Genomic DNA, 21018 nt, shown 5'->3' on the forward strand with positions numbered 1-21018 from the left:
GGGGGGACTTTTCCATGAAGCCAATCACCCTTATGTCGAGGGTTTATCGCAAAATCATTCCGACTGTCCATCAAGAATTGGCGTATTGGAAAAATCGCGCTGAAAAAATTCCTAATCCGGAACTCAGGAAGCAGGCACTTGCCAGCATCGAGCATAAGACATTTCATTGTGAAGGCGGTGCCATAATGGCATTGACTGCTCAGGAGCACTATAAAAAAGCGGTCAAGTTTATTGTCGCCTACCAAACAATTAGCGATTACTTGGACAATCTTTGTGACCGGAGCACATCACTTGATCCAAATGATTTTGCGGCTCTTCATGAATCGATGTCGGATGCCCTAGTATTACATGCGGATCGGAAAAACTATTACCGTCTTCGCGAGGATCAGGATGACGGCGGTTATTTAAATGATTTGTCAGAGACATGCCGCAGTGTTTTAAGGGAATTGAAACATTATGAATTTATAAAAGAATTTCTGCTTGAACTTTGCGAATACTATTGTGATTTGCAAATTCACAAGCATGTAAAAAAGGAAGAACGGGTGCCCAGGCTTGAAAATTGGTTTCAACGCCATCAAAACCACTTGCCGAAAATGGAATGGTACGAGTTCTCAGCCTGCTCGGGTTCGACATTGGGAATATTTTGTCTAGTGTCTTACGCGATGCGGGATGATTTTACAGCCAGCGATGCTGAAAATATCCGTAATGGCTATTTCCCTTACATACAAGGCCTGCATATTCTTTTGGATTATTTTATTGACCAAGAGGAGGATATGGCCGGAGGCGACCTAAATTTCTGCTTTTATTACGAAAACCAGGAAACCCTATTTAATCGCTTAAAGCATTTTGTCGTGGAAGCGGACAGGCATACCGAGTTTCTTCCTCACAAAGGATTTCATCAGCTTATTAATCGCGGCTTGCTTGGCATCTATTTATCCGACTCGAAGGTCCGTAAGCAGAGGGATGTCAGGAAACTTGCCAAAAAAGTCATCAAGGCAGGGGGCTGGATCAGCTATTTCTTTTATTTTAATGGACTAATGTACCGTTCTTTGCAAAAAGCGATGCCATCATTTGTGACTCGGCTGCTTTTGAAAATGTAATAATAAAAAACCAGGCACCCGCCTGGTTTTTGCTATTTTTTTTCAATCGCCACAATAAATGGCGGATTGTTTTTTTGATTGATGAATTGATGTTGCAGGACATGGGCTATATTTTGGTCCAGGCTGCGGCAGTATTCCAAAAGGGCATCGCGCTCAATCGCGCCTCCTTCATGGCCATGGTAAATAACAAGAACAATGATTCCTTCAGGAGCCATCAGTTCAAGCAATTGTTCAATCGCGGTGACGGTTGTTTCGGGCCGAGTGACAATCATTTTGTCGCTGCCAGGCAAGTAGCCAAGGTTAAAAACAGCACCCGTAATCTTACTGTGATAAGCCGCTGGAATAAGCTCGGCGGATTTTTCATGACCGGCGTGAAAAAGAGTGGCCCTTTCTGACAGCCCTTGCTTTTTTAATCGTTCTTGAGCAGCCTGCACTGCCTGTTCCTGAACATCGAAACCGAAAACATGGCCACTTTCCCCAACCAGGTCAGCGAGAAATACAGTATCATGCCCATTCCCTAATGTCGCATCCACAACTATATCACCTTCGCTAACTGATTTTTGAAGTAGTTCTCTGGCATACGGAAGAATTCTTTCCATTTTCATCGGTCAACAAACTCCTCTTGAAAAAACTTACCTTGCCAGCTTTCCCTTCTTTTTAATTCTGCATCAATACTGTTTAAAACTTCCCACTTATTAACGCTCCACATCGGTCCAACCATTAAATCAATCGGTCCGTCACCGGTAATTCGGTGAACAATCATTTCCGGCGGTAAAATTTCCAATTGGTCGCATACTAAGTTTACATAGTCTTCCTTTGATAAAAACTCGAGCATTCCTTTTTCGTATTGCTTTACCATTGGCGTTCCTTTTAACAGATGTAGAAGGTGGATTTTAATGCCCTGCACATCCAACTTTGCGACCTCTCGCGCAGTTTCCATCATCATGTCATAGGTTTCAAGCGGGAGTCCGTTAATAATATGGGTGCAAATTCTAATACCATGCTTTCTTAATTTGGCCACACCATTGACATAACACTGAAAATCATGGGCACGATTGATGAGCCCAGCGGTTCGTTCATGAACAGTCTGCAAGCCAAGCTCAACCCACAGATAAGTTCTTTCATTTAGTTCGGCCAAGTATTCCACAACATCATCTGGAAGGCAGTCAGGCCGTGTTGCAATCGACAAACCTACCACTCCTTCCTGCTTAAGAACCGTTTCGTATTTTTCACGAAGAACCTCGACAGGAGCATGGGTGTTGGTGAATGCTTGGAAGTAGGCCATATATTTGCCGTCTTTCCATTTCGTGTGCATTTTTGTCTTTATATCGTTGAATTGTTTCTCCAAGCTTTCGACCCGGTTTCCGGCAAAATCGCCTGAACCTGCGGCGCTGCAAAACGTACAGCCGCCGTGGGCAACGGTACCGTCACGATTCGGGCAGTCAAAGCCGCCGTCTAAGGCTACTTTAAATACCTTGTGCCCAAATTGCTGGCGCAGGTGATAGTTCCATGTATGGTAGAGCTTATCATCAGTTGCATATAGAAAAGGTTTTGTCTGAAGCATTCAGGAAAACTCCTTTATATTTTTTAGCATAAAGTAAATTTTATCATGAAGATAATGCTTATCCAACTGTATTTATCACTGCCAGGATTTATCAATTCAATCGTGTAATAGGAAAAAGATTGAGGAACAAAATAAGAAATGAAGCAGTGCGCTTCAATTAGTGATTTTAAGTCGCGCCATATCAAGAAGGGGGTTCTTACATGGCTACTCGCGATTCAATGGAAAACCTAACACAGCAGGTGGAGGATTGTCTTCGCTACGCCGAGCAGCAGTATAAGCAAAGCAGTCTTCAGGAACATTACAATGATAATGATTATACGACGGCGCTGCAAAATCTTGAGCAGACGTATCAGGATATCTGTACGATGGCTCATAGCGCAAATGGGCAGCAGCGGGAACAGCTGCACAGAATGAGACTGCAGGTTCAGCAGCTGCAAAATAGTTTGATTTTACAAGGGACCCGAGGAGGAGAACAGTTTTGAAAAAACGTTCAAAACAGCAAAACCCAGAACAAAAAACGCGAAACGGAATTAACAATCAGGACATTGAGTTTGGACAAGATGCAGACATCATTAAACAAGCTAAAAAGAAGTATGAACAAACTGGCGGTCAGCCTGTAAAATCGAAATTTCACCAGGAATATAATTAATCTTCATAAATTTGTCAAAATCTCTCAACGTATTGTTGAGAGATTTTTTTCTGGAAAAATAAAAAAACATTATTGCAAAATCAATTTTACCCTAGAAACATCATGAGAATAGAGACAATTTATGTTCACATTTTAGAAATAACTCTATATTTCAGTGTGATTTCCGTCACGGATGAAGCCAGCTCACAAATGGTTTAAATAGGGTAGGAAAACAAATCTTCCATGTAATACCTCCATTCCCAGTTAGGCAAATCTTTTAGTCTAGCCTCTTATTTCAGTTGTTTTGTGAATCAATTCACATTTTATCCATTTTTAAGGAGTTCAAGTTAATGAAAAAAATTATGCTAATCATTGGGATACTTTTCATTATTGTAAGCCCCTCCATTTTCTATGCCGAAGAGGAGCAAAATATTTTTAGTTTAGAGGAATTAACCATTCAGGTCATGCCGGAGTTTGCGTTCCATCCAAATGACGAGGAGAAAGACTATCCACCGTTGTTAATTGGCTATCATGGAACAATGGTTAACGATTCTGACCAGGCTCAAATTGGACAAATTGAAATTCCTCTTCCAATGAATGAGAGAGGCTTCCGAATCGGATATGTTGCAGATTACTCAGCAGATTTAAAGCAGGTGTATGAAATGGAATACAGGATTAACCGTGAAAGAGGAACCATTTCCTGGACAACAAGCCAGGAAATTGGTCCGCATGAACGCTATAAGTTTGTGATTGAATTTTATACCAATAGTTTAAATGTAAATAATGATAAGAAATTTTTATCCTATCGCTTTAAAAGCTTTGTTGATATTGGGCTGGTGAATGTGAATTTTACAAAACCGTCTAAAGCAAAAAAGATGAAACTGACCCCAGCGCCAAAGGAACAGAGTCATGCTGATGGAGAAGAAACATTTGCTTATCACTTTCAGGATGTGAAGGCTGGAGATGAAAAAAGCTTTAACCTACAATATGAACGCAGCGAAACGAAATCGGTCATGGAATTATCGAAAACCGATGGAAGGATGGAAGAAAAGACTTCTAATAATCTTGCGCTAGGGGCATTCGGCGGTATCAGCCTGTTGTCGGCAGCAGCATTGACCGTTCTCATTCGAAAAAGAATAAGGTTTCCTAATTAAATGATTAAGGTACTACGTACTTTAATTTATAAAAAAAGAGAGAAAAAAGGAGTATGGGAGGTGAAGAAAATGTTTAAAAAGCTTTTAAAAATCGACAAACGGTTTTTAATCGTATTGGCTCTCCTTGTGGGTGTTTTCTTGTCCTTTTCTACGGTGAAAACAATGGCCTACTTGGATTCCCCGGGTTTTTGCCAAAACTGTCATACCATGAAATCGCAGTATGCCTCATTCATGGACTCTACGCACGCTGAATTACAGTGTAACGATTGTCATTTGCCTCATGAAAGTGAAACTGGAAAGTTATTTTTTAAAGCGCGCGCGGGGATGACGCATATTTACTTCAACACGCTGGGAACAGAGGATATTCCGGATGTCATTCATGCGACAGATCGTACAAAAAATATCATGAATGAAAACTGCATCTCCTGCCATCAGAGTACACTGACCAATGTCTCGCATGATGCGAAAGACAGCTGTATTTCATGCCACAAAACCGTACCGCATGGCAAAGGCTTTAAAGATGACCATTTTAATAAGCCGCCAAAATCAGGAGAGCTATTAGAAAATAAGGGAGGATTTTAAGAAATGAACAGGTTGAGATATGGGGCATATCTTCTCGTCCTGGCGTTTGTACTGATTGTCACCGGATGCAGCAAAGATTCCGGCGAAAAAACGGCAAATGCCGCTGGACAGAAAACAACAGGCCTTTCAGAAAATGAAATAAGTAATGAAGCTTTCAAGGACTTATTTCCGCTACAATACAACAGTTATATGAAAAATAAGAAAATGGAAGATACCAAATACAATGGCTCTGTCAAACGGAGCAAATATGATCCGGATAAAGAACCATTACTTCCAATCCTTTTTAACGGTTACGGATTCGCGACCGAATACAATGAAGACAGAGGCCACGTCTATGCGTTAGAGGATATTCGCAATGTTAAACGTATTACCGATAAATCAGTAGGTTCTTGTTATACCTGTAAATCAACCGCTGTGCCGGGGATGATTAAAGAAATGGGCGACAGCTATTGGGGCGCTAATTTTAACCAGGCTATCTGGCCTAAAGGGGAAGCGATGGGGCACTCGCCAATCGGCTGCTCCGACTGTCATGACCCAAAAACGATGGATTTACGCGTCACCCGTCCGAGTTTCTATAAAGCTTTAAATGCACAAGGAATTGATACGTCGAAGCCAACGAAAAATGAAATGCGCAGCTATGTGTGCGGCCAGTGTCACGTAGAGTACCATTTTGCAGCCAGCAACAGTGAAGTTATTTTCCCTTGGAACAACGGCTTTAAGCCGGAAGATATGTATGAATACTATAACACTATTGCTAAACAAAATGGCTTTGAAAAAGACTGGGTTAGCAGCATTTCCGGTACGCCGATGCTAAAAGCCCAGCACCCTGAATTTGAAACTAATGCATCGGGTCCACATGGCAAAGCCAGTGTATCCTGTGCCGACTGCCATATGCCATATGAACGTGTCGATGGAAAAAGAAAGATTTCGTCCCACTGGTGGACATCACCGCTTAAAACGATGCAGACTTCCTGCGGCCAATGCCATGGTGACCGTGATTTGGATAAGCTAAAAGACCGCGTCTATGAAATTCAGGAAGCTAACGTTAGTGCTCTACACGAAGCACAGGATATTTCTACAACTGCCCATTATTATATAAATAAGATGATTACATCAGGTGTGGGCCAAGAAAAAATTAAGGAAGCACAAGAATATGTTCGTAAAGGTCAATGGTACTGGGATATCATCGCCGCGGAAAACTCGTCAGGCTTCCACAATCCGCAAGGCTCAATGGATTCATTGCGCATTTCTATTGAAGCGTCCAATAAAGCGATTCGCGTTGCCACCGAAGAGCTTATCAAAAAGGGTGTCAATTTGGATGAGGTAAATGCAGAAATTGAAAAAGTGAAAAAGGCTGTTGCTGATGAGAAGGTAAATGAGAAGAAGAAGGATCAAGCTGTAAACAGCTACTTCCCGGCGCAGGCACCTGTAGTACCGGCAACGCCAAAAAAATAGACCCTTTCCGTTATCAGGTTTTCTATTCGTCCGGCCAAGAAGGAATAGGAACCTATTGGAAAGAGCCTGAATGAGGAGATTAATCCATTGAAAACACTGTTTCTTTTATAGGGACAGTGTTTTCCTATACGTATATAGTGACAAACCTGTGACACTGTGTCAATTTTTGTGGCTTTTTTGATGGGGAGTTAAGTGAGAATTAGTGTTTTGGCGGATATTTGTCAGGTTCGGCGGATCGGTCAATGAGTTTAGCGGATACTACTTGGAATTCGGCGGATAAATCTTCAATCTTGGCGGATAAAGATGAGGAACCACTGTCTCTATTTTTTGAAAATTTCCTTCGCGAAAAATGGTAATCAAAAAGGATTGCGCTTCTACTAAAAAAGGGCTAAAATACCATGGATATCGAAATATTTTTTATCAAAGGAGCGTTTTTCATGCCACGTGCCTTATGGCTTTTAATCATTGGGATGGCAGTGAATGTAATAGGCTCTTCTTTTTTATGGCCTTTAAATACGATTTATATTCACGATTATCTAGGTAAGTCCCTTTCGGTTGCCGGAATCGTCCTGATGTTAAATGCAGGAGCCACCGTAATCGGAAATCTGTTTGGCGGAAATTTATATGATAAACTAGGCGGTTATAAATCGATTCTGCTGGGAATTGGAATTTCACTTCTAGCCTTGGTTGGATTAACCATCTGGCATAGCTGGCCATCCTACGTTGTCTTTTTAACTATTGTTGGTTTTGGAACAGGTATTATTTTTCCTTCGATGTATGCCATGGCAGGATCGGTTTGGCGAGAAGGCGGCCGGAAATCCTTTAATGCCCTCTATGTTGCACAAAACCTCGGGGTCGCTGTTGGTACTGCTTTAGGCGGCATTGTTGCCGACTATTCCTTCCAACTAATCTTCCTAGCTAATACCATCATGTATGTGATCTTTTTATTTATCGCAGTTTTCGGATATAAAGGAATTGTGATTGACTCAGCTAAGCGTGAAACAAACACCAAAACTGCTCCAACCATAAAAAGCAAAGCCAACCTGCAAGCTTTACTTATTATTAGTACGGGATATTTACTATGCTGGGTTGCGTATGTCCAGTGGACTACAACAATTGCTTCCTATACGCAGGAAATCAACATCACCCTCACACAATATAGCTTGTTATGGACGATAAATGGGGCATTAATCGTATTGGGGCAGCCTGTTTTAAATGGTATTTTAAAACATCTTAGTGCTTCCCTTAAGGTGCAAATTCTGATTGGAATCGCCATCTTTATCATTTCATTTATAGTTGCTGGAAATGCGGGGGCTTTTACCGGCTTCCTAGCCGCAATGATTATTTTAACAATTGGGGAAATGTTCGTTTGGCCGGCGGTGCCAACCTTAGCCTTTGCCCTTGCTCCTAAGGGCCGCGAAGGATTTTATCAAGGAATTGTTAACAGTACAGCAACCGGCGGAAGAATGATTGGACCGCTCCTTGGCGGCGTCATTGTTGATTTGTACAGCATGTCTGCTTTATTCACAATCTTAATCGGATTATTTATCATCGCGATTATTACCACGCTAATATATGACCGTCATTTGAAAACGCAAGAGCAGGTAACGGCAAAAGCGTTATAAATACTTTCCGCAACCAAAACCACAGCTGATTGACTGTGGTTTTGATGTTTAAAATCAAGTATCCCTGTCAACCATGAAAATAGGCTCAAGTTTACTTGCATACTGTTAGAAAATTTAATACAATTACGTTATATTTATATTTTAATAACAGTGAGTAGGAGTAGTAGTGATTTAAGTCCCGTATTTAGAGAGTTGACGGCTGGTGCAAGTCAACCGGGAGGGTCATGAACTCGCCTAGGAGTTGCAGGCATGAATGAAAAGTAATGTTTGCCGTTTTCCGCGTTAAGGATTAATGAAGCGAGTGCATTGCACTAATGTGGGTGGTACCGCGGGAAGATACATACAGTCCTCTCGTCCCTGTTGGGGATGAGAGGTTTTTTATTTTTTAAGGAGGATTACAGATATGAGTTTCGATCATCAACAAATCGAAAAGAAGTGGCAAAAGAAATGGGAAGAAGAAAAAACATTTAAAACAAGCGAAGATCCGGGCAAACGGAAATTCTACGCTTTAGATATGTTCCCATATCCGTCAGGGGCCGGACTGCATGTGGGGCATCCGGAAGGTTATACTGCAACGGATATCCTTTCACGGATGAAACGGATGCAGGGCTATAATGTCCTTCACCCAATGGGCTGGGATGCATTCGGGCTGCCAGCTGAACAATACGCTCTAGATACAGGCAATGACCCTGCTGAATTTACTGCGAAAAACATTGACACATTCCGCAGACAAATTAAATCTCTTGGTTTTTCCTATGACTGGGATCGCGAAGTCAATACGACTGACCCTGAGTACTACAAATGGACACAATGGATTTTCTTGAAGCTATGGGAAAAAGGTCTCGCCTATGTTGATGAAGTACCGGTCAACTGGTGTCCAGCGCTTGGAACGGTTTTAGCCAACGAAGAAGTCATTGATGGAAAAAGTGAACGCGGAGGCCATCCGGTTGAACGCCGTCCAATGAGACAGTGGATTTTAAAAATTACAGCTTATGCCGACCGTCTACTTGAAGATCTAGAAGAACTGGACTGGCCGGAAAGCTTGAAGGAAATGCAGCGGAACTGGATTGGCCGTTCCGAGGGTGCGGAAGTGACCTTCCAAATCGATGGTCACAATGAAACCTTCACGGTATTTACGACCCGCCCTGATACACTATTTGGTGCCACTTATGCTGTGCTTGCTCCAGAGCATGCTTTGGTGGATAAAATTACAACAGCGGAGCAGCGGGAGGCGGTTGACTCTTATTTAGATAAAGTAAAATCAAAGAGTGACCTCGAGCGTACCGACCTTGCAAAGGAAAAAACAGGGGTATTCACGGGCGCCTACGCCATCAATCCTACTAACGGCGAGAAAATGCCAATCTGGATTGCCGACTATGTATTAGTCAGCTATGGTACTGGAGCAATTATGGCCGTTCCGGCACACGATGAGCGCGACTATGAATTTGCGAGAAAATTTGAACTGCCGATTAAGGAAGTTGTTGCCGGCGGCGATGTAGAGAAAGAAGCTTATACCGGCGATGGCGAACACGTCAATTCCGATTTCTTAAATGGTCTAAACAAAGTAGATGCAATTAAAAAAATGATTTCCTGGCTTGAGGAAAAGGGTATTGGTACGAAGAAGGTAACCTTCCGTCTCCGCGACTGGCTGTTTAGCCGCCAGCGTTATTGGGGTGAACCGATTCCAATTATTCAATGGGAAGACGGCACCATGACAGCCGTACCGGAAGAAGAGCTTCCATTAATGCTGCCAAAAACAACCGAAATCAGACCGTCCGGGACAGGTGAATCACCGCTAGCCAATATTAAGGATTGGGTAAATGTGGTTGACCCTGTTACAGGCAAAAAGGGCCGCCGTGAAACCAACACGATGCCGCAGTGGGCAGGAAGCTGCTGGTACTTCTTGCGCTATATTGATCCGAACAATAAGGAAGCTTTAGCTTCACCGGAAAAATTAAAGCAATGGCTTCCAGTTGATATTTATGTTGGCGGTGCCGAGCATGCCGTGCTTCATTTGTTATATTCACGTTTCTGGCATAAATTCTTGTATGATATCGGCGTTGTGTCTACCAAGGAACCATTCCAAAAGCTGTTTAACCAAGGAATGATTCTTGGTGAAAACAATGAGAAAATGAGTAAATCAAAAGGCAACGTCGTCAATCCAGACGACATCGTCAATACCCACGGTGCCGATACGCTGCGCCTATACGAAATGTTTATGGGACCGCTTGATGCTTCAATCGCTTGGTCCACAAACGGCTTAGATGGATCCCGCCGCTTCCTCGACCGTATCTGGCGTTTGCTGGTGGAGGAAAACGGTGAATTGAATCCAAAAATTCAGCCGAACGAAGAAGCTTCCAATCTGGAAAAAGCCTACCATCAAACTGTAAAGAAAGTAACTGAGGATTACGAAGGAATGCGCTTCAACACTGCCATTTCTCAGATGATGGTATTCATTAATGAAGCTTATAAAGCAACTGTTCTTCCAAAGCATTTCATCGAAGGCTTTGTTAAGCTTCTTTCACCAGTGGCACCGCATATTGCTGAGGAACTTTGGGAAAAACTAGGGCATAATGATACAATTTCCTATGAAGCTTGGCCTGCATATGATGAAGCAAAGCTAGTGGATAACGAAGTTGAAATCGTGATTCAAGTCAACGGCAAAGTAAAAGCGAAGCTATTGGTTCCGACTGATGCAAGTAAAGAAGCACTTGAAGGAATTGCAATGGATGATGACCGGGTTAAGGAACAAATCGAAGGGAAAACTGTTCGCAAAGTGATCACTGTTCCAGGAAAACTTGTAAACATTGTAGCTAACTAATATTATAGGGGCTGTCCTTGGGGCAGCCTCTTTTGAAGGGGATGGATAAAATGGAAGAAATCAAAACAATCACTACTGAGGAATTGAAAAAGAAGCTTGAAGCAGGAGAAAAGCCTGAAATGGTGGATGTCAGGGAAGACCACGAGGTTGCTATGGGCATGATTCCAGGTGCCAAGCATATCCGAATGGGGGATATCCCGGCACAGCTTGATTATTTTGACAAAGATAAAGAATATATTTTCATCTGTAGATCTAGCGGTCGCAGCGGCAATGTCTGTCACTACCTGCAGGAGCAAGGCTACAAGGTCCGCAACATGGTGGGCGGCATGCTTGAGTGGACGGGTGAAACAGAATAACCGATTCCTTTTTGGAATCGGTTTTTTTTATGAATATGGAGCGTCAAGTTCCTTTTTATCTTTTAATAGCAAAATCCCAAAAACCAAAAATGGAAGAAGGTTTACAGCTGCAACAATAATCCCTTGAAAATCTGAACCCATCATGAGTCCATGCATGGTTGTAAAAATATATAGAATTGGGTTTAAAGAATGTACTTTTCGGAAAGCCTGATAGCCGATTGCTTTCCGGGCCTTTGATGTTACTATGGTTAAAATCAAGAAGTAGAGGGCAAGTATGCCTAGTGCCATTGGGATTGGCTGATAGTCTGTTTGAAATGGAATCAGCACTTCGAACCACTGAAATGACATATACTGATCAATAAGTGTAGTGACGACATGTCCTAAAGTAAGGATAAAAGCCCAGTTCGACAACGACTCATGCCAGATTAAAGGTACAGCAATTTTTTGCTTCCGTTTTTTCTGTACTTGTGTGTAAAGACCGATCATGACAGATAAGTAAAGCAATACATAGGCAATTGTTCCTGTCGTACGTATTAGGTACCACTCAAACATTTCCAAATAAATTTCCTCCTTTCCAGATGCCGTAGTTTTGATTGATTAAAACGGCTCCAAGTCCTTTTTCCAAAACCTTTCCCGGTCCGTCCCTCTCTCCAATTAAAAGAATAATTTTAGACCAAACATCCGCTTCTGTAGCAGTCGGGGCTGTGACGGTGGCGGAGATAACGGAACTCTCAGATGAATCACCTGTTCTTGGATCAATTAAATGGTGCTTTAATTCTCCATTTACAAACCACTTTCGCTTTGCCGAAGTGGAAGTGGCGATGGCCCCTTCTTGAACCTGAACTGATGAAATCATATTCGATAGATTCATTGGATGTTCAATCCCGATGTTAAGCGGTCGGGGCAGTGTTCCAAAAATTCGCATGTCACCGCCAACATTGATGAATCCATAGCCGTATTTTTCGAGCATTTCAGCGGCACGGTCAATCACCCATCCCTTGGCAATGCCGCCAAGGTCGATTCTTGTGTGCAGCGTAACCGCCTGTCGGTCCCGGTTTAACTTAAATGGCTGGGATGTTACCCCGATAGCATCTAGATGCAGGTCCATATTTTGACCTCTGACAAATTCAATAGATTGATTATATCCATTTGTTTCAAGAGCAGATAAAATCCCTGGATTGAAGATTCCGTTTGACTCCCAGTAAAATTTATCCGCTTCCGTTAAAATCGAAAACATTTCAAAGGAGACAATGGCCTCCTTTGAAATTTGCCTGTTTAAAAGGGACAACTCACTGTCGCTTCTAAAGCGGCTGCAGGTTTTTTCAATTAATTCAAATAGCTGATAGATTAAGCTCAAATCATGGTTAGAAAGCTCATAGCTAATGGCAATTTTAACTGTAGTACTCATCGAGTTAAATTGATAGTTAAACATCAGGTGCCACCTGTCGTTGTGTCAAAGCTCCCATGATGCCCAAATCCAGAGTCGCTATTTGAAAATTGATTTTGCCCGTTGTCATCTTGAGAGGACCCGCTGCTGGAGTCAAAGGAGCCATTATCTCCGTTTGTTTTTCCGGAATAATCCCCGCCAAAACGGTCATGGCCATGCCGGAATCCAAAGCTTCCTTGCCCATCTTGGGATTGGGATGCAAAGCTGTCCTCTCCCTGCCCAGATTGGGTTCCAAATTGCTGTGGCTGGTTTCCAGACCCATCCTGCTGCTGCGCGGCAGCCCCCTGATTCGCGGTAAATGGATTGCCGCCGTTGGAAAATCCTAGATATGACATCATTCCTGCTACTAATGCTAAACTCCCAAAGCTAACTTCCCAGGAGATCTTTTGTTTTTTATTCAAGTGAATCTCTCCTTTCTGAACTAACAACCTACAAAAAGAAGTGTATAGGCTTAACCTTAACTTCATCTTAATTTTTAGCGGAAGTTAATTTTTAAAATTTTGAAAAAATGGTCATAATGATAGAAAAAAAGAAAGGGAGAGCCCGATGATTCAGGTAAAGCTGTTTGACCGTGAGCATGAGAAGGATTTGGAGAAAGAAATGAATAGTTTTTTAAGAGGTTTGGATGATAAGAGTCTCTTGGATATTAAATATAACGTAGCTGCATTTCAGGAAGATGAGGAAGAAGATCAGATTTATTGTTTTTCGGCGATGATTATTTACCGGGCCTGATATAAAGAATCAGGCCCATTGTTTTTTTGCAGAGAGGGCAGCGTTGGTCCCTGCAAGTCTCCCGGTCACAAGTGCAGAGGTAATATTATATCCACCTGTATATCCGTGGATATCAAGGATTTCTCCGCAAAAATATAAACCATCCATAAGTTTCGATCCCATTGTTTTTGGGTCTATTTCTTTGACAGAGACACCCCCGCCGGTGACAAATGCCTTTTCGATTGAGAGCGTTCCATTCACTTTAAATTCGAACTGCTTGCAGTTCTTAGCGAAACTGCGGATTTTTTCATGCGCAATCGTTCCGCCCTGTGCCGAAGTATCAATCTCGTTTTGTTCGAGCAGAAATAGCAGGTAACGTTCAGGCAATAATCCTTTTAACGTATTTTTGATGCTTTTTTTCGGTTCGGCTTTTACAAGCTTCATCATCTCTTGAAAAATCTCTTCCTCGTTGCGGTCAGGGAGAGCATCAAGACTCATTGTTACCTGTGTTAAATTCCACTTTTTCATCGCCTTGACAATAAACTGGCTGCAGCGCAGAACGGCCGGCCCGCTGATTCCGAAATGGGTAAAAATCATGTCCATACGGTGCGAAATCAAGGGTTTCCCTTTTGGGTTCAATACACTTAATTCAATATCCCGGAGTGACAAACCTTGGAGGGTTTTATTTTTAATAAAAGACTCAGCGGAAGTTACTGGCACTTCGGTAGGGAACAAATCTGTAATATTATGGCCAGCTTTCTCTGCCCAGGCATAGCCATCCCCGGTTGACCCTGTATGCGGAACGGATTTGCCCCCGACTGCAATTACAACCGATTTCGCGGCAATCGTTTGTCCGTCCCTTAACAGGACTCCTGCGGTTTGTCCGTTTTCATATAAGACCTCGGCGACAGCGCAATTTTTAAAAATTTTGACCTGTAATTTTTCTAATTGAGATAACAGTGCATCGACGACTGATTGGGCTTTGTCTGTTACCGGAAACATCCGCCCATGGTCTTCTTCCTTTAAGGTAATTCCCAACCCTTCAAAGAAACGAATGATATCTTCATTATTAAATATCGAAAAAGCGCTATATAAAAACTTGCCGTTTCCCGGGATATGCTTAATAATTTCTTCAACAGGCAGACGGTTTGTGACATTGCAGCGCCCGCCGCCGGAAATGGCCAGCTTTCGGCCAAGCTTGTCCCCTTTATCAATTAACAGCACCTTAGCGCCTTTTTCCCCTGCGGCGATGGCTGCCATTAGTCCTGATGGCCCGCCGCCTATGACTATACAATCAAATTCCATATTTACACCAACTTAAAATATATTCACTTCATTATAAGCATAACATAAGGAAAATAAACGACTTTTCATAAATTTGCTTTGGTTGTGAGTAGCATCGAGGGAGAAGAAGTTGTAAACTATCAATAGTGTGCAAAAAAAGTCGAATTTTTTTCTAAACGAATGCGCACGTATTTCTGCAAGCAGGAAGGGATTCTATGCAATCTAAGCTATTAAGAGGAACCTTTATATTAACAGTTGGAACGATTCTTTCAAAAATTCTCGGACTTATTTATGTCATTCCATTCTTTCAAATAGTTGGCCGGGAAGGGACAGTTCTTTACCAATTTTCGTATGTCCCATATACCATTTTTATCAGTATTGCAACAGCCGGAGTTCCGCTGGCTGTTTCTAAATTTATTTCCAAATATAATGCACTCGAAGAGTATGCGGTTGGCAGGAAGCTGTTTAAATCTGGCTTAGTGATCATGCTGGCAACTGGTTTTGCCGCCTTCTTGGTAATGTATATTGCTGCACCCGTTTTAGCGGAAATGAGTATAGGTGATGAAAAAGCAAACATAGGAAATGTTACCACTGTCATGCGAGCAGTCAGCTTTGCCTTAATAGTGGTTCCATTTATGAGTCTCATTAGAGGCTATTTTCAGGGCCATCAATCAATGGGGCCTTCGGCTCTTTCTCAGGTAATCGAACAAATCGTCAGGATTACCTTTACGCTTTTGGGAGCCTATATCGTCCTTCAAGTTTTTCATGGAAAAATGGTTACCGCCGTCAGTGTTGCAACCTTTGCCGCCTTTACCGGGGCTATTGGGGGCTTGCTTGTTTTATTTTGGTATTGGTATAAACGAAAGCCACATTTGGACGAACTTCTAACCCATGACAAAGGCACAATAGATATATCACTAAAGGAAATTTACAAGGAAATCTTTATTTCTGCATTCCCGTTTGTGCTGGTTGGAATTGCTAATCCATTGTTTCAAGCAATTGATCAATTTACCTTTACGAAGGCCATGGCTGCCATCGGAAAGGCAAAAGTGGCGGAAGATTATTTTTCTATTTTGAATTTTGAATCGCATAAAATCGTCATTATCCCTGTTTCGTTGGCTATAGGCTTTTCTTTAGCGCTTGTCCCAAGCATCACAAAGGCGTTTGTGGAGGGGAATCGAAAAAGTTTAAATCACCAGTTGAACCAAACCTTTCAAGTGCTTTTGTTTTTGACGTTGCCGGCAGCAATCGGGCTTTCTTTGCTGGCTGAGCCTGTCTATACGGCGTTTTATGAACATAATTTATTGGGCGCGGGAGTCTTAAGCACATATGCTCCTGTTGCGATATTGTTTTCGCTTTACTCTGTAACAGCCGCAATCCTGCAGGGAATCAATGAACAGCGTTTTACGATATTGAGTTTGCTTGTTGGCTTATTAATCAAATTAACCTTAAATATACCCCTGATTGAGCTGATGGAAATAAAAGGGGCGGTGTTGGCAACGACACTTGGCTACACAGCCGCCATAATCATTAATATCATTATCATTAAGAAATTTGCCAAATATCCGTTCCGGCTGGTTTGGCGGAGAAGCTTATTGATTGCCATTTTTGCCGGACTGATGTGGGTTGGCACCGAGGTTGTTTATCGATTTTTATTGTTATTTTTATCACCGGAATCAAAGCTTCAATCTGTGGCCATTATTTTAATAAGTGCAGGGGTTGGCGCTGGTATTTATTTTTACCTTGGAGTAAAATCGGGTCTGGCCCGGCGCTTATTTGGAAATAGAGTAGACCGTTTACTATCCAAATTAAAATTATTTGGAAGGAGAAAAGCTGTTGAGAATTGATAAAATGCTTGCCAATCTTGGCTTTGGCAGCCGTAAGGAAGTCAAACAGCTTCTGAAAAATGGTGCTGTTAAAGTAGATGATGTTGTCATCAAGGATGCCAAGCAGCATGTGGATCCAAATACACAAACCGTGACATTAAACGGGGAAGTGATTGAATACAAAGAATTTATCTATTTAATGATGAACAAGCCTCCAGGAGTAATTTCTGCAACAGAGGATAACGTAGATGAAACAGTCATTGATTTACTAGAGATGGAGGATCAGGTGTATGAACCGTTTCCTGTCGGCCGCCTCGACAAGGACACTGAGGGCTTGCTGTTGATTACGAATGATGGTCAATTGGCGCATCGGCTTCTTTCACCGAAAAAGCATGTTCCGAAAACCTATTTTGCTGTTATTGATCGTGAAGTAACAGAGGATGATGTGAAAGCCTTCGCAAAAGGTGTTGTCCTAGATGATGGCTATTTGACCAAGCCTGGTGAGCTGAAAATCATAAAATCCGGTATCCGCTCAGATATCGAGCTGACAATTACCGAAGGGAAATTTCATCAAGTGAAAAGAATGTTCGAAGCTGTGGGCAAAAGAGTCGTCTATTTACAGCGGATATCGATGGGACCATTGCAGCTGGATGAAACGCTCGAACTCGGAGAATATCGGGAATTGACGGATGAAGAAGTAGAATTATTAAAAGATTATCAGGTGACATGAAGCAGCTCAATTTGGGCTGCTTTTATTTTTTGTTTGGAAATTAAAAAATTTTCCAAAACTGCAACCTTTTGCTATCGTTAAACGTGGTTATGGTGAAAGGGGGAACAAAAGTGGAGTTAGATCAAGTATACCGCGACAATGTAAATGATTTATACCGATATCTGTACTCCCTTTCAAAGGATCATTTTGTCGCTGAGGATTTGGTTCAGGAATCCTTTTACCGAGCCTATTTGCATCTAGAGGACTATGAAATCTCAAATATACGCGCATGGTTGTTTAAGGTCGCCTACCACTCCTTCATTGATTTGCAAAGGAAAAATAAACGGATCATCATTCAGGAACCTAAGGAGGAGCGGCATTCATCTAAAGAAACGCCGGAAAAAAGATTGCTGGAAAAAGAGAGTTTTCAATTATTGATTAAAGATATTCACTCATTAAAGGAACAGGAAAAGCATGTTCTGCTGCTATGCGATTTACACCGGCTTTCTTACAGTGAGACGGCAGAAATTTTGGAAATAAACTTAAATAAACTGAAAAGCCATTTACATAGGGGACGGAAAAAAGTTATCGAAAAAGTAAAGGAAAGGAAGTAGTTAGATGAGCGAGGATAAGAATCAATTTGAAGATGATTATCAAAAACTTCTAAACGAAACACTGAATGAAGTAAGTGAAATACAACCTTATTCAAAAAAAAGTCAAACTGAAATAGTGACAATCGGAAAAAATATGGCACGAAGAACAAATATCATGATTAGCCTTGCTATTATCTTATTAATCGTTCCCGTCATGACTTTAACTACCTCTTTGTATTACGCTATCGGCGGGCGTGCGGACCATCTGATAGACGTAGTTACAAAAACAATCTATGTAACGGAACCCAATATGGGCTTGGAAAAAATAAAGCTGGAAGATGAAATTGGCTTTTTTTCTATGAATATTAGCTTTGATGTTTTTAAAAGAATCGGGAAAGAGGATTATCGGGCGGGAAACTATGAAATTGATTTTTTTCTAGACCATCCTAATTTTCCAAAGAAGAATATGCTTTTAGACCGTCCACTGCCTGAAATTCCTGACAAGGAAACCGAAGTGTTGTTTCACCCGAAGGCCTCCATTCCATTTAATCAAACAAATCAATGGGATATCTTAAATAAGCTGCCGGACGGAACAGTTGCTGAAGTTTATGTTTCATTAAACGAATTAATGGAGCCGGACGTGTTACAGAAGCATTTGCCCAAAAATATGGAACTTCGTTGGCTGGCTGTTGATACGGGAATGGAAGCTGCCCAGGTGGATAAAGATGGAGTACCAATTACTGCGCTAGGCTACCCGGCACAATATGATCCGACGATTTGGTCTCCATTTCGAACAGACGAGAAAACAAATGAAGAAGTGTTTGTGGACATTTTAACTTTGCTGGAAAGAAATGAACCAGTTGCGGAAAAGGTGGCTCGTGCCAAATCATTAGCCTTAAAAAGCAGACTTACCTATATTAAAAAGCATGGCATAAATGTTTATGGGGCGGTCATAACCGGACCGACAGAGGAATTAAGAAAATTGCAAGACTTAAAGGTCATTCGTGCCGTGAAAGTGGGGGAAGTGAAACTATGGAACTGGGAGTAAAGAAAAAAGGGGGGGATAGACGCCTCCCCACCATATCAGGATTTCTTTCTTTCCTTGTTGCGCTTATATCATTGGCCGGTTTAAATGTGGCTCTGTTAATAAAAGAAAAAGTATTCCCTGGAGTCTTTATTATTCAGCTTCCGATTGTGGGATTTTTCCTTGGAGTCATTGGTCTATTTGCATTAAAAAGATCGAGACTATATGCCATCTGGGGTCTTTCCCTTAACATCTTTCTGCTCATTTTCACATTTTTGATGATCATTTCATCGCTGGGAATAAATTATAAACCTTAAAAAAATAGGACAAAGCAGCAATTATGCCTTGTCCTATTTTTTTATGCACCTAAAAATGCTTTTAACATCCAGTTATGTTTCTCAAGTTTGCCTTTCAGTCCCAAAAACATGTCGCTGGTTACTTCGTCATTGTTTTGTTCAGCTGTTTCCATTCCAGCTTGTAATTCAGCGATAATTTGTGTGAAGTCGTTTACAATGGTCTGGACCATTTCCTCAGCCTTCAAAGTGTCTGTTGTTTCCCTGATTGTTGCGATTTCCAAATATTCCTTCAAGGTTGAGACTGGGCTGCCGCCGATTGTAAGTAATTGCTCAGCAAATTCATCAATGGTTGCTGCGGCTTCCTCATATAATTCCTCAAATTTAGCATGTAATGTAAAGAAGTGAGGTCCCTTTACATACCAGTGAAAACGATGAAGCTTTGTATATAAGACATTCCAGTTTGCAATTTGTTGGTTAAGAACTTTTTCTAGTGTCATTTAGCATTCCTCCTATTTTTCTATCTGTTTTAATTATAACATATATAATATTATAATCAATATTAAATTATAATAATTATAAATAGGGTTTTTTACTCGTAAAAATCATAGCCCCCGACGTTTTTAATCCATACCTTGGCGTTTTTACCATCAGGGTCTGCAATCCATAAGTCTCTGGTTGTCATGGCTATATCCTGATAACGCAGCCAGGTTAGTTTACCAGCGGTCGAAAGATATATTGGATCGTAATCGCCATAGTCCTTTGGCGGATAGGTAATTTGTTTCTGTGATGAATCACCGATTTTTATAAAAAATAACGATGGGTCAGGCCGCTGTTTTGGGTTATTTGACCATTCACTTTCTTTTACCCTTGAGACATAAAGAGACCGGTCATCCTTCCAAGAGAAGCCTAATTCTGCAAAATGGGCTGGTGTCAGGCTGATGGTTTGAAAGGCAGGCAGGTCCGTGACCTTCATATCTTTGTTCTTAAAGCCGGAGACAATTCTCCCGCCTCCCGCGATATATCCAATCCGATTTTGCTGAAACGCCCATTTGGGCGCCCCCACTTCCCAAATAATTTCGTCTAAAACTTCGAACGTTTGCCCATCAGACGAGATAACACAAACTAAATTGCTGTCCATTGACCAAGAGGCAGTAGGACTGACCATAAAGGAAATCCATTTACCATCAGGAGAAAATTTGAAATCGGTCGCATCAATTGCTAACAAACTGACGTCCCCTTTTTTCAACTCACTGGGAATGGTATAAAACTTGTTCACATTCTTAGTGAGGCTAGTGATTTTGTCTAAATTCCTTTCAAGCCCAATCTTGTAGAGAATAGGATTGGTCCATCCATCAGGCCTTAGGGAAGCCCCCGAGCTTGTGATGAAAGACCGTCCATCCGGAAACCAATTGTAGTCTCCCACACCAAGGGCAATATTATAAAAAGTTTCAAGATTCGAGACATTTAAGACACCGCCGCTTTTAAAAGCAACAAGGTTTTCCACTGGGGACCATTTCGGATTAGTTCCATCTAGAGTTATTCTCTTATGTTTTTTCGTTTCTAGATTGTATACCCAAACCTCCGTCTGGAATTCTACATTGGGACTAAGCTTCTCTTTAGGTTCGACTTGATACATAATCCATTTGCCATCATAGGACCATTGGGGCGGATATGGATATTTTGCCGGCTCTTTTGTAATTCTTTCTTCCTTTCCATCTATCTTTGTCCAGAGGAATCCGTCCCTTACAAAGGCAACCATCACCTTGTTGTTTATTGGTTCTGCTCTCACAAGGTTCGGCATTAGTATTAGGAATATCAATACTATCAAAAACCTTTTTTTCAT

Annotated in this window: 23 protein-coding genes and 1 other annotated feature; of the genes, 15 read left to right on the forward strand and 8 right to left on the reverse strand. The window is 41.6% G+C overall.

The features are described from left to right. Positions 1-14: 14 nt before the first annotated feature. Positions 15-1100 carry a tetraprenyl-beta-curcumene synthase family protein gene (locus ACNQGS_RS04855; RefSeq protein ID WP_491486365.1) on the forward strand — a complete coding sequence of 362 codons (1086 nt, stop codon included), beginning with the start codon at positions 15-17 and terminating at the stop codon, positions 1098-1100. A gap of 32 nt (positions 1101-1132) precedes the next feature. On the opposite strand, the gene mnmM is transcribed toward ACNQGS_RS04855, so the two are convergent. After that, complete coding sequence (mnmM, locus tag ACNQGS_RS04860; protein WP_491486366.1) at positions 1133-1705, reverse strand: tRNA 5-(aminomethyl)-2-thiouridylate-methyltransferase MnmM; 573 nt, start codon at positions 1703-1705, stop codon at positions 1133-1135. Beyond that, on the reverse strand, positions 1702-2664 hold the full coding sequence (gene mnmL, locus ACNQGS_RS04865; protein WP_491486367.1) for a tRNA modification radical SAM protein MnmL/YtqA: 963 nt from the start codon (positions 2662-2664) through the stop codon (positions 1702-1704). The genes mnmM and mnmL overlap by 4 nt, the downstream gene beginning before the upstream one ends. A 200-nt stretch (positions 2665-2864) precedes the next feature. On the opposite strand from mnmL, the gene ACNQGS_RS04870 reads away from it, so the two are divergent. The 8 genes from ACNQGS_RS04870 (at position 2865) to ACNQGS_RS04905 (ending at position 11285) form a co-directional block, all read left to right on the forward strand. Next, positions 2865-3146, forward strand: a complete 282-nt coding sequence (locus ACNQGS_RS04870; RefSeq protein ID WP_491486368.1) for a YtzC family protein — start codon at positions 2865-2867, stop codon at positions 3144-3146. Beyond that, entirely contained in the window at positions 3143-3313 is a 171-nt protein-coding gene (locus tag ACNQGS_RS04875; RefSeq protein ID WP_491486369.1) for a glycogen biosynthesis protein GlgD, read from the forward strand. The genes ACNQGS_RS04870 and ACNQGS_RS04875 overlap by 4 nt, the downstream gene beginning before the upstream one ends. 329 nt (positions 3314-3642) lie before the next feature. Further along, complete coding sequence (locus ACNQGS_RS04880) at positions 3643-4446, forward strand: hypothetical protein (RefSeq protein WP_491486370.1); 804 nt, start codon at positions 3643-3645, stop codon at positions 4444-4446. A 69-nt stretch (positions 4447-4515) separates the two neighbouring features. Further along, positions 4516-5028 carry a cytochrome c3 family protein gene (locus ACNQGS_RS04885; RefSeq protein ID WP_213144550.1) on the forward strand — a complete coding sequence of 171 codons (513 nt, stop codon included), beginning with the start codon at positions 4516-4518 and terminating at the stop codon, positions 5026-5028. 3 nt (positions 5029-5031) lie between these two features. Beyond that, positions 5032-6483, forward strand: a complete 1452-nt coding sequence (locus ACNQGS_RS04890; protein WP_491486371.1) for an ammonia-forming cytochrome c nitrite reductase subunit c552 — start codon at positions 5032-5034, stop codon at positions 6481-6483. 437 nt (positions 6484-6920) lie between these two features. Further along, the gene (locus tag ACNQGS_RS04895; RefSeq protein ID WP_491486372.1) at positions 6921-8108 is read left to right on the forward strand and encodes an MDR family MFS transporter; all 1188 of its coding nucleotides are present in this window, start codon (positions 6921-6923) and stop codon (positions 8106-8108) included. Between the two features lie 141 nt (positions 8109-8249). Then, positions 8250-8470: a binding site (T-box leader), on the forward strand. Positions 8471-8511: 41 nt separating this feature from the next. Beyond that, positions 8512-10929 (forward strand): leucine--tRNA ligase, encoded by a 2418-nt coding sequence (gene leuS, locus ACNQGS_RS04900; protein WP_491486373.1) that lies wholly within the window; start codon positions 8512-8514, stop codon positions 10927-10929. A 50-nt stretch (positions 10930-10979) separates the two neighbouring features. Further along, positions 10980-11285, forward strand: a complete 306-nt coding sequence (locus ACNQGS_RS04905; RefSeq protein ID WP_491486374.1) for a rhodanese-like domain-containing protein — start codon at positions 10980-10982, stop codon at positions 11283-11285. 27 nt (positions 11286-11312) lie between these two features. On the opposite strand, the gene ACNQGS_RS04910 is transcribed toward ACNQGS_RS04905, so the two are convergent. Genes ACNQGS_RS04910 through ACNQGS_RS04920 form a run of 3 tightly spaced genes read right to left on the reverse strand, consistent with a single transcriptional unit; the run spans position 11313 to position 13133 of the window. Continuing rightward, on the reverse strand, positions 11313-11837 hold the full coding sequence (locus ACNQGS_RS04910; protein WP_491486468.1) for a ferric reductase-like transmembrane domain-containing protein: 525 nt from the start codon (positions 11835-11837) through the stop codon (positions 11313-11315). Next, positions 11830-12717, reverse strand: coding sequence for an FAD:protein FMN transferase (locus tag ACNQGS_RS04915; protein ID WP_491486375.1), 888 nt, complete (start codon positions 12715-12717; stop codon positions 11830-11832). The genes ACNQGS_RS04910 and ACNQGS_RS04915 overlap by 8 nt, the downstream gene beginning before the upstream one ends. Beyond that, positions 12717-13133: a hypothetical protein gene (locus tag ACNQGS_RS04920; RefSeq protein WP_491486376.1), complete on the reverse strand. Its 417-nt coding sequence runs from the start codon at positions 13131-13133 to the stop codon at positions 12717-12719. The genes ACNQGS_RS04915 and ACNQGS_RS04920 overlap by 1 nt, the downstream gene beginning before the upstream one ends. A gap of 145 nt (positions 13134-13278) precedes the next feature. Here ACNQGS_RS04920 and ACNQGS_RS04925 point away from each other — a divergent pair, with 145 nt between their 5' ends. Then, positions 13279-13464, forward strand: coding sequence for a sporulation protein Cse60 (locus ACNQGS_RS04925; RefSeq protein ID WP_213144558.1), 186 nt, complete (start codon positions 13279-13281; stop codon positions 13462-13464). Positions 13465-13473: 9 nt separating this feature from the next. On the opposite strand, the gene ACNQGS_RS04930 is transcribed toward ACNQGS_RS04925, so the two are convergent. Beyond that, positions 13474-14748, reverse strand: a complete 1275-nt coding sequence (locus tag ACNQGS_RS04930; RefSeq protein ID WP_491486377.1) for a BaiN/RdsA family NAD(P)/FAD-dependent oxidoreductase — start codon at positions 14746-14748, stop codon at positions 13474-13476. 194 nt (positions 14749-14942) lie between these two features. Here ACNQGS_RS04930 and ACNQGS_RS04935 point away from each other — a divergent pair, with 194 nt between their 5' ends. The 5 genes from ACNQGS_RS04935 to ACNQGS_RS04955 all read left to right on the forward strand — a co-directional run bounded on the left by ACNQGS_RS04935 (position 14943) and on the right by ACNQGS_RS04955 (position 19196). Next, positions 14943-16574 carry a putative polysaccharide biosynthesis protein gene (locus ACNQGS_RS04935; RefSeq protein WP_491486378.1) on the forward strand — a complete coding sequence of 544 codons (1632 nt, stop codon included), beginning with the start codon at positions 14943-14945 and terminating at the stop codon, positions 16572-16574. Then, positions 16564-17283 carry a pseudouridine synthase gene (locus ACNQGS_RS04940; protein WP_491486379.1) on the forward strand — a complete coding sequence of 240 codons (720 nt, stop codon included), beginning with the start codon at positions 16564-16566 and terminating at the stop codon, positions 17281-17283. The genes ACNQGS_RS04935 and ACNQGS_RS04940 overlap by 11 nt, the downstream gene beginning before the upstream one ends. A gap of 110 nt (positions 17284-17393) precedes the next feature. Further along, complete coding sequence (locus ACNQGS_RS04945; protein WP_491486380.1) at positions 17394-17876, forward strand: sigma-70 family RNA polymerase sigma factor; 483 nt, start codon at positions 17394-17396, stop codon at positions 17874-17876. A gap of 4 nt (positions 17877-17880) precedes the next feature. Then, positions 17881-18903, forward strand: a complete 1023-nt coding sequence (locus ACNQGS_RS04950; protein ID WP_491486381.1) for an anti-sigma factor — start codon at positions 17881-17883, stop codon at positions 18901-18903. Continuing rightward, a complete protein-coding gene (locus ACNQGS_RS04955) occupies positions 18888-19196 on the forward strand; it encodes a hypothetical protein (protein ID WP_491486382.1) in 309 nt (102 codons plus the stop codon). The genes ACNQGS_RS04950 and ACNQGS_RS04955 overlap by 16 nt, the downstream gene beginning before the upstream one ends. A 41-nt stretch (positions 19197-19237) precedes the next feature. Here ACNQGS_RS04955 and ACNQGS_RS04960 read toward each other — a convergent pair whose 3' ends face one another. Beyond that, positions 19238-19672 (reverse strand): Dps family protein, encoded by a 435-nt coding sequence (locus tag ACNQGS_RS04960; RefSeq protein WP_491486383.1) that lies wholly within the window; start codon positions 19670-19672, stop codon positions 19238-19240. A gap of 92 nt (positions 19673-19764) precedes the next feature. Then, positions 19765-20976 (reverse strand): TolB family protein, encoded by a 1212-nt coding sequence (locus tag ACNQGS_RS04965; protein WP_491486384.1) that lies wholly within the window; start codon positions 20974-20976, stop codon positions 19765-19767. Between the last annotated feature and the right edge of the window lie 42 nt (positions 20977-21018).

It is taken from the genome of Neobacillus sp. PVCKKU3 (assembly GCF_058323225.1).